The following is a 12,308-nucleotide window of genomic DNA, read 5'->3' as shown; positions in this document are numbered from 1 at the left end:
CGGTCGCGCCCGCGTCGAGCAGCCTGCGGGCGTCGGGCCAGGCGGCCCGGGTGGAGAACTCGGCGCCGGGCAACAGCGTGGCGACGGTGCCGCCGTGGGCGAGCGCGTCGACGTCGGCGTCGGTGAGGTGGGTGCAGTGGTCGGCGGAGGCCGCGTCGAGTTCGACGGCGAGCTGGACGCCGGGGCCGTACGACAGCTGGTTGGCGTGGACGCGCGGGTGCAGGCCCTTGGCGCGGCCCGCGGTGAGGATCGCGCGGGCCTGGTCGCCGTCGAAGGCGCCCTGTTCGCAGAAGACGTCGATCCAGCGGGCGTGCGGCGCGCAGGCGTCGAGCATCTCGCCGGTGACGAGGGCGACGTAGGCGGCGGGGTCGGTGGCGTAGGCGGGGTCGGGCGGGACGATGTGAGCGCCGAGGTAGGTGGTCTCCTCGGTCTGTTCGCGGGCGATGCGCAGGGCGCGGGCCTCGTCGTGGACGGTCAGGCCGTACCCCGACTTGGTCTCCTGAGTGGTGGTGCCCTGGCGCAGGGCCTCCGCGAGGTAGCGGGCGACGTTGGCGCCCAGTTCGGCGTCGGTCGCGGCGCGGGTCGCGGCGACGGTGGTGCGGATGCCGCCGGCGGAGTAGGCGCGGCCGGACATCCGGGCGTTGAACTCCTGGGTGCGGTCGCCCGCGAAGACGAGGTGGGAGTGGGAGTCGACGAAGCCGGGGACGGCGGCCCGGCCGCCCGCGTCGAGGGCGTTGTCAGTGGCGGGTGCTTTGCTTGATTCACCGACCCAGGCGATGCGGTCGCCGTCGATGACGACGGCCGCGTTCTGGATCAGACCGATGGGGGTTCCGTCACCGAGGGAGGGGTCGTTGGTGACCAGGCTGGCGATGTTGGTGAGGGCTGTGGTCGTCATCGCGGGGATGCTCCTGTCCGGGGGCGGTGGCGCGGGGGGCCGCGGAGGCGGTGGCGCGGCCGGTCGTCCGAGCGGCGGCGGCGTCGGCGGTTTTGGCGGCTTCGGCGGCTTCGGCGCGGGCGTGAGGTTCGGCGCGGGCGTGGGGTTCGGCGCGGGCGTGGGGTTCGGCGCGTTCAGTCGCGCAGGGCGGCGACGGCCGCGGCGAGTGCGGCGGGGACATCGGGGACCAGGCTGTGGACCCCGTCCCGTACGAGGTGCCGGCCGCCCACGACCGTGTGGCGTACATCAGCTGCGGAGGCGGCGAATACGGCGGTCTCCGCGCCGAGCCGTGGCTCGGGTCCGGCTGTTCTGACCGAGTCCAGGGCGATGGTGGTGAGGTCCGCGAGCGCGCCCGGCTCGATCCGGCCCGCCTCGTGCCAGCCGAGGGCGGCGTGCCCGTCGGCGGTGGCGGCGCGCAGCAGCGCGGCGGCGGTCCAGTGGCCCCGGGTCCTGGTGCGCAGGCGCTCGTCCAGCTCCATCGCGCGCGCTTCTTCGAGGATGTCGATCACGGCGTGGCTGTCGCTGCCGAGGGACAGCGGGGAGCCCGCGCGCTGGAGGCGGGCGGCCGGTCCGATGCCGTCGGCGAGGTCGCGCTCGGTGGTGGGGCACATGCAGGTGCCGGTGCGGGTGGAGCCGAGCAGGGCGATGTCCTCGTCGGTGAGATGGGTGCTGTGGACGGCGGTCGTGCCGGGGCCGAGGACTCCGTGGTCGGCGAGGAGCCGGGTCGGTGTGCGGCCATGGGCGGCCTGGCAGGCGTCGTTCTCGGCGGTCTGCTCGGAAAGATGCACGTGGAGCGGGGCCCGCCGCTCCTGGGCCCAGCGCGCGACCGTGCCCAGCTGCCCCGCGGGGACGGCCCGTACGGAGTGGATGGCCGCGCCGATCCTGGCGTGGTCGCGATCCTTGACAACTGAACAGCGTGCGGCCCAGGCGTCCGCCGTGGAGTCGGAGAAGCGGAGCTGGTGGCGGTCGGGCGCGGCGCCGAAGCCGGAGGAGAGATAGGCGGTGTCGAGGAGGGTGATCCGGATCCCGGCCTCGGCGGCGGCCTCGATCAGGGCCTCCCCCATGGCGTTCGGGTCGGCGTAGGGGGTGCCGCCTGGCCCGTGGTGCACGTAGTGGAACTCGCCGACGGCGGTGATGCCGGCCAGCGCCATCTCGGCGTACACGGCGCGGGCGAGCGCGTGGTACGAGTCGGGGGTGAGCCGGTCCGCGACGCCGTACATGACCTCGCGCCAGGTCCAGAAGGTGCCGGAGCCTGCCTGGACGGAGGAGCGCAGGGCGCGGTGGAAGGCGTGCGAGTGGGCGTTGGCCAGGCCGGGGAGGGTGAGCCCGCGCAGGGCGGTGGCCCCGGGCGGCGGGGTGGCCGCGCCGGTGCCGACGTCGGTGACGCGGCCGTCGGCGACGGTGACGAGCACTCCGGATTCGACGCGCGGAGCGGCCCGCGTTCCGGCGGCGGTGAGCCAGGCGTGCTCCAGCCAGTAGGTGCGGGTGGCGTGCGGGGCGGGCGGCCGGGGTGGGGTCGTCATGAGCACGCGAGTCCTTCCAGTACGTCGGCGAGCGCCAGGATTCCGGCCACGCAGTCGTCCTCGGTGGCGGACTCGGCCGGGGAGTGCGAGACGCCGGTCGGATTGCGTACGAACAGCATGGCGGTCGGGACGGAGGCGGACAGGATCCCCGCGTCGTGTCCCGCGCCGGTCCCCAGGACGGGCGGCGCTCCGAGGATCCTGCCGAGTTCGTCCCGCAGGGCGTGCTGGAATTCGACGACGGGGCTGAAGGATTCCCGTACCACCCGCAGATCGATGCCGGCCCGGTCCGCGCTCTCCCGGGCGGCCCGCTCGATCCCGGCGACGACGGTGTCCAGGGCGGGCTGGTCGGCGGCGCGGGAGTCCAGCCAGCCGCGGACGAGGGAGGGGATGGCGTTGACGCCGTTGGGCTCGACGGAGACCTTGCCGAAGGTGGCGAGCGCCCCGGCGAGTTCGGCCTCGCGGCGGGCGGCGAGGACGGTCTCGGCGTAGCTGAGCATCGGGTCGCGGCGGTCGGCGAGGCGGGTGGTGCCCGCGTGGTTGGCCTCGCCGTGGAAGTCGAACCGCCAGCGGCCGTGCGGCCAGATCGCCGAGGCGATGCCGACGGGGTCGCCGGACAGGTCGAGGGCGCGGCCCTGCTCGACGTGGAGTTCGACGAACGCGCCGATGCGTGCCAGCCGTTCGGGGTCGGCGCCGATGGCGGACGGGTCGTGCCCGGCGGCCTCCATGGCCTGCGGCAGCGTGACGCCATCGCCGTCGCGCAGGGCGTGGGCCCGGTCCGGGGTGAGCTGTCCCGCCGCGAGCCGGGAGCCGACGCAGGCGAGGCCGAAGCGGGCGCCCTCCTCGTCGCCGAAGTTGGTGAGGGCGAGCGGCTTGCCGAACCGCGCGCCGCGTCCGCGCAGTTCGTCGAGGGCGGCGAAGGCGGAGACGACCCCGAGCGGCCCGTCGAAGGCGCCGCCGTCGGGTACGGAGTCCAGGTGCGAGCCGGTCACGACGGCGTCACCGGCGAGCGGGTCGCCGAGCCAGGCCCACTGGTTGCCGTTGCGGTCGGTCTCGTAGGCCAGCCCGCGCGACTCGGCCTGGGCGCGGAACCAGGCGCGGCAGTCGGTGTCGGCGGCCGTCCAGGCGTAGCGGCGGTAGCCGCCGCTCTCGGCGGCGCGGCCGAGGGGCTTCAGCTCCCGCCACATCTCCAGGAAGGAGGCGGGAGGGGCCGGGGGTGTGCCGTGCTCCGTCTCGGGTGCGGTGCCGTGCGGCGCGCGGGAGGTCACGCGGCGCCGCCCTCGGCCGGGGTGGCGGTGGCCGTGTCGGCGTGCTCGCGCATCGGGACGCGGACGTCGCGTGCGTCCGCGACCGACTCCGCGAGGTCGTAGCCCGCGTCGACGTGGCGGATGACGCCCATACCGGGGTCGTTGGTGAGGACGCGGCGGATCTTCTCGCCCGCGAGTTCCGTGCCGTCCGCGACCGAGACCTGGCCCGCGTGGATCGAGCGGCCCATGCCGACGCCGCCGCCGTGGTGGATGGAGACCCAGGAGGCGCCGGAGGCGACGTTGACCATGGCGTTGAGGAGGGGCCAGTCGGCGATGGCGTCGGAGCCGTCGAGCATGGCCTCGGTCTCGCGGTACGGGGAGGCGACCGAGCCGCAGTCGAGGTGGTCGCGGCCGATGACCAGCGGGGCGGCGAGTTCGCCGGAGGCGACCATGTCGTTGAAGCGCGCCCCCGCCCGGTCCCGCTCGCCGTAGCCGAGCCAGCAGATGCGGGCGGGCAGGCCCTGGAAGTGGACGCGTTCGCCCGCCATCTTGATCCAGCGGTGCAGGGACGCGTTCTGCGCGGAGTCGTCCTCGGGGAAGAGGTCGAGGATCGCCTTGTCCGTCTTGTGGATGTCGGACGCCTCGCCGGACAGGGCCGCCCAGCGGAACGGGCCCTTCCCTTCGCAGAAGAGCGGGCGGATATAGGCGGGGACGAAGCCGGGGAAGGCGAAGGCGCGTTCGTATCCGGCCAGTTGGGCTTCGCCGCGGATGGAGTTGCCGTAGTCGAAGACCTCGGCTCCCGCGTCCATGAAGCCGACCATCGCCTCGACATGCCGGGCCATGGACTCGCGGGCGCGCCGGGTGAAGTCGGCGGGCTTCTCGGCGGCGTACGAGGCCACGTCGTCGAGGTCGACGCCGAGCGGGAGATAGGCGAGCGGGTCGTGGGCGGAGGTCTGGTCGGTGACGATGTCGACGGGCGCGCCCTCGGCGAGCATCCGGGGCAGCAGTTCCGCTGCGTTGCCCAGCAGCCCGATGGAGAGCGGTCGGCGCGCGTCCCTGGCCTCGGTGGCGAGCTGGAGGGCGTGGGCGAGGCTGTCGGCCCGCACATCGAGGTAGCGGTGCTCGATCCGGCGGTCGATGGCGCGCGGGTCGCAGTCGACGCAGATCGCGACGCCGTCGTTCATGGTCACGGCCAGCGGCTGGGCGCCGCCCATGCCGCCCAGTCCGGCGGTGAGGGTGATGGTCCCGGCGAGCGTCCCGCCGAAGCGCTTGGCGGCGACGGCGGCGAACGTCTCGTAGGTGCCCTGGAGGATGCCCTGGGTGCCGATGTAGATCCAGGAACCGGCCGTCATCTGGCCGTACATGGTGAGCCCGAGGGATTCCAGCCGGCGGAACTCCTCCCAGTTGGCCCAGTCGCCGACCAGGTTGGAGTTGGCGAGCAGCACGCGCGGCGCCCACTCGTGGGTCTGCATGACGCCCACGGGGCGGCCGGACTGCACGAGCATCGTCTCGTCCTGCTTGAGCGTGCGCAGGGTGCGGACCATGGCGTCGAAGGAGCGCCAGTCGCGGGCGGCCTTGCCGGTGCCGCCGTAGACGACGAGCTGGTCGGGGTGTTCGGCGACCTCGGGGTCCAGGTTGTTCTGGAGCATGCGCAGAGCGGCTTCCTGCTGCCATCCCAGGGCGCTGAGTTCCGTACCGCGCGGTGCCCGTACGGGGCGGGGTCCTGACATGGCGATGCCTCCTCCGGCGTGGAGCCGCTGATCAATCCATCAATCCATTGGTCAAACTATTCACATCCTGGACGGATGAATACTTGTAGTCAACAGCTGCGTGGCCGTCCCGTGGATGATTGGCTTGGGGACATGGCTTCGGTTGGAGACACCGGCGGGAAAGCGGCCCACGACGCCCGGCACGAAGCGCCCGGAGCGGGCACCGGGGCGGGTGCCGGAAAAGCGGGGGCCGGGTCTGCGGCGGGAGCGGGGGCCGGGGCGGACGCGGCCGTGCGCCGCGACCGGGCCGTACGGGCCGCCGTGGAGCAGGGGCTGATCTCCGGGGCCGAGCCGATCGTCGCGCTGCTGGACGTGGCGGGGATCCGCGCCTCGGCCGCCGCGCTGCGCGCCGCGTTCGACCGGGTCACCGCGCCCGGCACCCCCGTCCTGCACGCCTTCGCCGTCAAGGCCGCGCCGCTCGTGCCCGTCCTGCGGCTGCTGGCCGCCGAGGGCCTCGGCGCCGAGGTCGCGAGCCCCGGGGAGCTGGCGCTCGCGCGGGCGGCCGGGGTACGGGCGGAGCGCACCGTCCTCGACGCACCCGCCAAGACCGTCGCGGAGCTGCGCGAGGCGCTCGCGCTCGGCGTCGCGGTCAACGCGGACAATCCGCAGGAGCTGGCGCGCCTCGACGCGCTGACGGCCGCGGCACCCACCGTCCCGCCGTGCGGCCTGCGGGTCAATCCGCAGCTCGGCGGCGGCTCCATCGGCGCGCTGTCCACCGCGACCGCCACGTCCAAGTTCGGGGTCGCCCTGCGCGACGAGGGCGCCCGCGCCTGGACGGTGCGGGCCTTCCTCGACCGCCCCTGGCTGACCCGGCTGCACATCCACTCCGGCTCACAGGGCGTCCCGCTGGAACTCATGGCCCGGGGCGTCCGGGAGGTGTACGAGCTGGCCGAGGAGATCAACGCGGCGGCCGGCCGCCACCAGGTCGACACGCTCGACATCGGCGGCGGGCTCCCCGTCAACTTCGCCTCCGACACACAGACGCCGACGTACGCCGACTACGCCCGGCTGCTGAGCGGGACCGTCCCCGGGCTGCTGGACGGGCGCTACGGCCTGGTGACCGAGTTCGGCCGCTCCCTGCTCGCCAAACACGGCACGGTCCTGGCCCGCGTCGAGTACGCGAAGACCTCCGGCGCCCGCCCCATCGCCGTGACGCACGCGGGCGTGCAGGTCGCCACCCGTACCGTCTACGACCCGGTCTCCTGGCCGCTGCGCATCACCACGTACGACCCGACGGGAGCGCCGAAATCCGGCCCCGCCGTGGGACAGGACATCGCGGGCCCCGCCTGTTTCGCGGGCGACCTGCTGGCCGAGAACCGTCCGCTGCCGCTGCTGGCGCAGGGCGATCTCGTCGCGGCCCTCGACACCGGCGCGTACTGCTTCGCCACCCACTACTCCTACAACAGCCTGGCCAGGCCCGGTGTCCACGGCTTCACCGCGCCCGCGCGGGGACCGGTGCGCTTCGCGACCGTACGGACCGCGCAGAGCGTCGAGGAGATTGTGGCCGAATCGGGCGGGGCGCATCCGGACGCTCTCCTGGAAGGCTGAACCGAAAGCTCTCGGCCCGTCCTGCGCATGTTCCGCTGGAAAATGCCAGAACGCCCACCCCGCGCGCGGACGTTGCGTAATCTTTTGATTACCGCCGTACGACAGTGCGCCCGCGCGCCCGGCTGGGAGGGGGATCCGCATGCCCGGAATCGATGCTTGCCTGGAGGAGGCGATGACCCTGCCAGGAGCGCTCGGGGCGGCCATTGTCGACTGGACCAGCGGACTCGCGCTCGGCACTGCGGGCCAGTCGCCCAACGGCGACCACGAGGCCACCGCCGCCGAGACGGCCGAACTGGCCAGAGCCGCCGCTGAGTACTCGGCTTTCGCGCCCCCGGCAAGACCCCCGACCCCGGCTCCGGCGTCCAGACCCGACGGCCCCGTCCCGGCGACCGCACCCGGCCCAAGACCCGCGCCCGGCACGGCGACCGGCTCGGCTGCCACCCCGGCGCCCGGCTCCGACGGGGACAAGGGCCCGCCCGTCGAGGACCTCATCGTCACCACCCGCACCGGGTATCACATATTGAGCTTCGTCGAGACGACGTTCGACAGCAGCGTCTTCCTCCACCTCTGGCTCGACCGCCGCACCGGCAACCTCGCCCTCGCCCGTATCCGCCTGGGGCAGCTCGCCGAACGGCTGGTACTGGGATGACCGCCGGAACCGGCAACCCGCCCGGCATACAGTCGGCCGTCTCCCCGATGCTCGTACGGCTCGCCGGGGAACGCGCCACCGGAGCCCTGCTGCGCGACCACGGCACGCTGTATCTCACCGACGGCCGCGTCGTGCACGCCGAGAGCCCCGCCGCCCCCGGCATCGATGTCCTGCTCACCAGAGGCGGCCGATTACCGCGCGAGGGCTGGGAGGAGGCCGTCGACCGGGCGGGCACCCGCAGCGAGGTCGGCAGATTCCTCGTGGACAGCGGCCGACTGCACGACGGCGAGCTGGAGATCTGCCATCTGGGCGCCCTCTTCGACGCCGCCTTCTTCGCCCTCTCCCCCGGCAGCGGCCCCACCCGGTTCCGCTACGGGGTGGCGCACTGGATCGGCCCCGTACGCCCCGTGTCCGCCTCTTCCGTCGAGCGCGAGACGGTACGCCGACGCGAACTCCTCGACCACGTATGGCCGTACGCGGCCGTCGACACGGCGCCCGTCGTCGCCAGGAAGCCCGCGCCCGGCCAGGCCGTCACCCGCAGGCAGCGCGTCCTGCTGGAACTGGCCGACGGTGTGCGTACGCCGGTGGCCATCGCCTGGGCCCTGGGCCGCCCCGCCTTCCACACCCTTCTCGACATCCGGCGGCTGGCCGCCGCCGGTCTCGTCGAGACGCCCGAAGAACCGGCGGCGGCCTCGCTCCCGACGCTCCCCGCGTGGGTCACGTCCGTCTCCGGCGACCCGGACATCGCCCTGTTACGCCGGCTCCGCGACGCCTTGGAGGCAAGCCTGTGACCCCCCGCTCCATCCACCGTCACCCGGACCGCGCCGCGCCCTCATGGTCATGAGGCGCACGTTGCGGGCGCGTGCCGAGAGGAGACAGCTGATGACGGCAGAAGCCGACGTGCTCGGTGAGCTGAGGCGCCTGCGGGCCCGCCTCCCCCAGCTCAGCGGGGCGCTCGCGGCCAGTACCGACGGTCTGGTGCTGGCACAGGACACGGCCGACGTGGAGGCCGAGGGCGTGGCCGCCCTCACCGCCGCCGCGCTGGGCGTCGCCCTGCGGCTGACGGACGCCACGGGCCAGGGCGGCTTCCGGGAGCTGCTGATCCGGGGGGAGTCGGGCTACGTCGCCACGTACGCGGCGGGCTCCTCCGCCGTTCTGACCCTGCTGGCGGATCCGCGGACCAACGTGGGCCGACTCCATCTGGAGGCCCGCAGGTCCAGCGCCCGTATCGGGGAGCTGGTCGACGGCGCCCTGGAACGGCTGGAGAACGTCTGACCTGCGCGCCTCCCGGACCCCCGGGGCTCCCCGGACGCACCCGCGCGCATCGCGCCGCGCGCGCCCCGTACCGACACCGCACCACACCGCACCGCACCACAGAGCACAGCGCCCCATCACACCCGGCCGCCCGGAACACCCCGGGCCGCCGCCACCGGACGGAAAGGAAGCACGATATTCATGGCAAGCACCGAAGCCGCTCTCAAGGAAGCCACCACCGTCATAGAAGGCGCCCTGGGGGCGGCCCTCGTCGACTACTCCAGCGGCATGGCCCTGGGCACGATCGGCGGCGGCAAGGATCTCGACCTGACGGTCGCCGCGGCGGGCAACACGGATGTGGTCCGGGCGAAGGTCCGCACCATGGAACTGCTCGGCATGAAGGACGAGATCGACGACATCCTCATCACCCTCGGCGCCCAGTACCACCTGATCCGGCTGCTCAAGGGCCGCGGAAACAGCGGGCTGTTCCTCTACCTGGCGCTCGACAGGTCCCGGGCGAACCTGGCGATGGCCCGCCACCAGCTCATGAAGATCGAGGCGGACCTGGAGGTCTGACGCCCGGCGGATCCACCCCGGACGCACACGGGAGCGGCGCCGACCGCCAACGGGCCGGCGCCGCTCCCCGTACGCTCCGATGCGCCCGAGGTCAGCGCCCCCGGTCGGCGCCCGAGGTCAGCGCCCCCGCCGCCGGGCCCCGCCGGCCACGGCGTCACCGGCCGCGAGCCCCGTCGTGCGGTACCCCTTGACCTGCTTGCCGACGGGCCGCCCGGACCCGGCCCAGTCGGTACGTACCCACAGCAGCGCCTCGTCCCGCCGCTCCCGCGCCCCGAGCCACAGGGCCTTCAGCCACAGCCCGGCCCCCGCACCCGCCAGGACGAGGCCCCCGGCGACGGGCAGCGCGAAGGACGTCCCGACCGCCGCGAGGAACCCGGCGAGCAGCCACCACAGGTGCGCCCGCCGCCAGTTCCGCAGCGTCACCGCCCGGTCCTGGAGGTAGTCGTACTTCGCGGCCCGCGAGGCACCGTCCGCCCACGCCCGGTAGCGACGACGGCGTACGAGAGCGACCACCGCGGCGCACACGAGGAACAGCGCGGCCCCGGCGTAGCCGCCGATCCGGCGGCCGGTCAGCCCGGGGATCAGAAACCCGATCCCGGCGGCCAGCAGCCCCAGCCACCACAAGGGCACCGCTCCCGCCCGTACGATCACTGCCACCCGTGCCAGAGACTGCCCGCCGCGCCCCACTGTCTGCCTCCTCAAGCCGTTCCACGCCTGCGTGTGGCGCGCAGAATAACAACGCTCTCTGAGCGTTTCCTGAGTTCGGCCGAACCCGAAGCGGAGGGCCGGGGCCCGCGCGGCGGCGGGCGGCCGGGGTCAGGCCCCGGGCCGCAGGTGTTGCCCGGCCCACTCGGCGAAGGTGGTGAGCGGAATCCCCAACTCCCGCGCGTAGGCGGGGCGGGCGGGCTGGCCCACCTGGTTCAGCCACTCGTGCCCGGCGACCAGTTGCGGGATCCCGACGACGCCCGCCTCCTCCGCGGTCAGCTCCGGGGCGGTCAGCTCGACGCCCCAGGCGCGGGAGAGGACCTCGACAGCTCCGGCCATCGTCAACTGCTCGCTCGAAAGCTCCAGTTCGACGCCGTGGAACCGCTCCGGCTCGGCGAAGGCAGCCGCCGCGGCGGCGCCGATGTCGGCGACCGCGACGAGGGACAGCTCGGTGTCGGGCCGCAGGACCGTCACCAGACCACCCTCGATGCCCTTCGGGAACAGGAGCGACGGGAGCAGGAAGTTCTCCATGAAGAAGCTCGGCTTGATGAGCGTCCAGTGCGCGAAGCCCGCCTCGCGGACCCGTTCCTGGAGCGCGCTCTTGGTCTTCATGTAGTGCTCCATGGGCGCCCAGCGGCCCTCCGCCCAGCCGGGCGCGGAGCGGTGCTGGTCGGCGCCGGAGACGGAGGCGTGCACGAACTGCGCCACGCCCGCCTCTCGCGCCGCGTCGATCAGGTTGCGCCCCTGGACCCACTCGGAGTCGCCCGCCAGGTCGGTCATGTCCGGCATCTGTACGGAGAAGACGGCCCGCGCCCCCTCGGCGGCCCGCCGTACGGTGTCCGGCCGGTAGAGGTCGCCGGTGACCAGCTCGGCGCCGAGCGCCGCGACGCCCTTGGCCCGCTCGCTCTCCGGGTCACGGACCAGGGCCCGTACGGGGACACCCGCCGCGAGCAGGGCGCGCGCGGTGGCGCCGCCCTGCCTGCCGGTGGCGCCGGTGACCAGAACGGGCGCGGAATCGGTGGACTCTGCGGAATCGGTGGGCTCTGCGGGCTCTGCGGACATGAGTACTCCCAGGACAGGGCGGAACACATAAACGGCGGGGCCCGCCGCTTAGCTCTTCGGTACGATACGGAGGACCCCGCCACTTAGCAACCGGAGATGACGCCATGACCGTCCAGCGCGCGGACGCCCGGCGCAATTACGCCCGCATCCTCGCCGTGGCCGAGGACGAGGTCGCCGCGCACGGCGCCGACGCGTCCCTGGAGCAGATCGCGCGCACGGCGAGCGTCGGCTCGGCCACGGTGCGCCGGCACTTCCCCACCCGGGCGGCCTTGCTCGAAGCGGTCTTCCGGGAGCGGATCGAAGCCCTGCGCGTCCGCGCCCACGAGCTGACGGGAGCGGACGACCCCCGGGCCGCGCTGCTGGAGTGGCTGAGCGCCCTGAACGCCTATGCCGCCTCCGCGCGCGGGCTGGCCGACGCGATGGCCTCGGGCGGAGCGGCCGACCCGGATTACGCGGGCGGTTGCGCCACGAGCCTCACCGAAGGGCTCGCCCCCCTGGTGGACCGCGCCGTCCGGGCGGGCGCCGTGGCACCGGACGTGACCGCCACGGATCTGGTCACACTGATCACCGGCATCGCCCTGGCCACCGAGCACCACCCGACCCCGGCGTCCGAGGCGGACCGGCTGCTGGGCCTGGCCGTGGCGGGCATCAGCCCGACGAGGTGAGCGGGGCGCCAGCGCGTACGGGCCCGGCCAGGCCCCGTCCCGAGGACCGCTCGGGCACCATCACCGCCGGCTCCCCGGCCCGGCGTTCCAGCACCGCGAGGTCCGAGACCCCGTCAAGCACCCGGTCGACGGAGTCGGCGTCGGGAGTTCCGGCGCGGGACGCGGATCGATCGCCACCATCCGGCCCGCCCGTGACGAGTTCCAGAGCGGCCACCCGGGCCCGGCCGAACACCCCCGGTGCGGAACGGAGCCACGCACACCGGCCGCCGCCGCCCTGGTTGAGTGGGGTGGTGGCGCGCTTCGTCAAGCGTCCGCCGACCGGGTGTGTGCTGGGATTCATGCCCCGCTGGTCACCACCCGCTGCATTCTGCGGGTCAGT

The 12,308-nt window shown here is 74.0% G+C and carries 13 protein-coding genes; 6 read left to right on the top strand and 7 right to left on the bottom strand.

Features of this window, described 5'->3' with window-relative positions; translation table 11 throughout:
- The 4 genes from DVH02_RS19315 to hutU form a co-directional block, all read right to left on the bottom strand.
- Positions 1-895: amidohydrolase family protein (locus DVH02_RS19315; protein ID WP_114625075.1), on the bottom strand; the 895-nt coding region annotated here is incomplete at its 3' end.
- 173 nt (positions 896-1,068) lie between these two features.
- Positions 1,069-2,457, bottom strand: coding sequence for a formimidoylglutamate deiminase (locus DVH02_RS19310; RefSeq protein WP_114625074.1), 1,389 nt, complete (start codon positions 2,455-2,457; stop codon positions 1,069-1,071).
- Positions 2,454-3,641 carry an allantoate amidohydrolase gene (locus DVH02_RS19305; RefSeq protein WP_114625077.1) on the bottom strand — a complete coding sequence of 396 codons (1,188 nt, stop codon included), beginning with the start codon at positions 3,639-3,641 and terminating at the stop codon, positions 2,454-2,456. Before DVH02_RS19305 ends, DVH02_RS19310 begins: the two co-directional genes overlap by 4 nt.
- Positions 3,642-3,718: 77 nt before the next feature.
- Positions 3,719-5,431 carry a urocanate hydratase gene (gene hutU, locus DVH02_RS19300; RefSeq protein ID WP_114625073.1) on the bottom strand — a complete coding sequence of 571 codons (1,713 nt, stop codon included), beginning with the start codon at positions 5,429-5,431 and terminating at the stop codon, positions 3,719-3,721.
- 132 nt (positions 5,432-5,563) lie between these two features.
- On the opposite strand from hutU, the gene DVH02_RS19295 reads away from it, so the two are divergent.
- The 5 genes from DVH02_RS19295 to DVH02_RS19275 all read left to right on the top strand — a co-directional run bounded on the left by DVH02_RS19295 (position 5,564) and on the right by DVH02_RS19275 (position 9,497).
- On the top strand, positions 5,564-7,018 hold the full coding sequence (locus DVH02_RS19295; protein WP_114625072.1) for a type III PLP-dependent enzyme domain-containing protein: 1,455 nt from the start codon (positions 5,564-5,566) through the stop codon (positions 7,016-7,018).
- A gap of 139 nt (positions 7,019-7,157) precedes the next feature.
- Complete coding sequence (locus tag DVH02_RS19290; RefSeq protein WP_114625071.1) at positions 7,158-7,667, top strand: hypothetical protein; 510 nt, start codon at positions 7,158-7,160, stop codon at positions 7,665-7,667.
- The gene (locus tag DVH02_RS19285) at positions 7,664-8,458 is read left to right on the top strand and encodes a transcriptional regulator (RefSeq protein WP_114625070.1); all 795 of its coding nucleotides are present in this window, start codon (positions 7,664-7,666) and stop codon (positions 8,456-8,458) included. The genes DVH02_RS19290 and DVH02_RS19285 overlap by 4 nt, the downstream gene beginning before the upstream one ends.
- 49 nt (positions 8,459-8,507) lie before the next feature.
- Positions 8,508-8,942: a roadblock/LC7 domain-containing protein gene (locus tag DVH02_RS19280; RefSeq protein ID WP_114625076.1), complete on the top strand. Its 435-nt coding sequence runs from the start codon at positions 8,508-8,510 to the stop codon at positions 8,940-8,942.
- Positions 8,943-9,122: 180 nt separating this feature from the next.
- Complete coding sequence (locus DVH02_RS19275) at positions 9,123-9,497, top strand: hypothetical protein (protein ID WP_114625069.1); 375 nt, start codon at positions 9,123-9,125, stop codon at positions 9,495-9,497.
- 117 nt (positions 9,498-9,614) lie between these two features.
- Here the strand turns inward: DVH02_RS19275 and DVH02_RS19270 are convergent, their stop codons facing one another.
- On the bottom strand, positions 9,615-10,184 hold the full coding sequence (locus DVH02_RS19270; RefSeq protein WP_114625068.1) for a hypothetical protein: 570 nt from the start codon (positions 10,182-10,184) through the stop codon (positions 9,615-9,617).
- A gap of 129 nt (positions 10,185-10,313) precedes the next feature.
- Complete coding sequence (locus DVH02_RS19265) at positions 10,314-11,264, bottom strand: NmrA family NAD(P)-binding protein (RefSeq protein WP_114625067.1); 951 nt, start codon at positions 11,262-11,264, stop codon at positions 10,314-10,316.
- Positions 11,265-11,368: 104 nt separating this feature from the next.
- On the opposite strand from DVH02_RS19265, the gene DVH02_RS19260 reads away from it, so the two are divergent.
- The gene (locus tag DVH02_RS19260; RefSeq protein WP_114625066.1) at positions 11,369-11,929 is read left to right on the top strand and encodes a TetR/AcrR family transcriptional regulator; all 561 of its coding nucleotides are present in this window, start codon (positions 11,369-11,371) and stop codon (positions 11,927-11,929) included.
- On the opposite strand, the gene DVH02_RS19255 is transcribed toward DVH02_RS19260, so the two are convergent.
- Complete coding sequence (locus DVH02_RS19255) at positions 11,913-12,269, bottom strand: hypothetical protein (protein WP_114625065.1); 357 nt, start codon at positions 12,267-12,269, stop codon at positions 11,913-11,915. The two genes, DVH02_RS19260 and DVH02_RS19255, sit on opposite strands and share 17 nt — an antisense overlap.
- Positions 12,270-12,308 lie beyond the last annotated feature (39 nt).

Source organism: Streptomyces corynorhini, from assembly GCF_003346515.1.
GTDB classification, from domain to species: domain Bacteria; phylum Actinomycetota; class Actinomycetes; order Streptomycetales; family Streptomycetaceae; genus Streptomyces; species Streptomyces corynorhini.
This window is presented reverse-complemented; position numbering and strand designations above follow the sequence as displayed.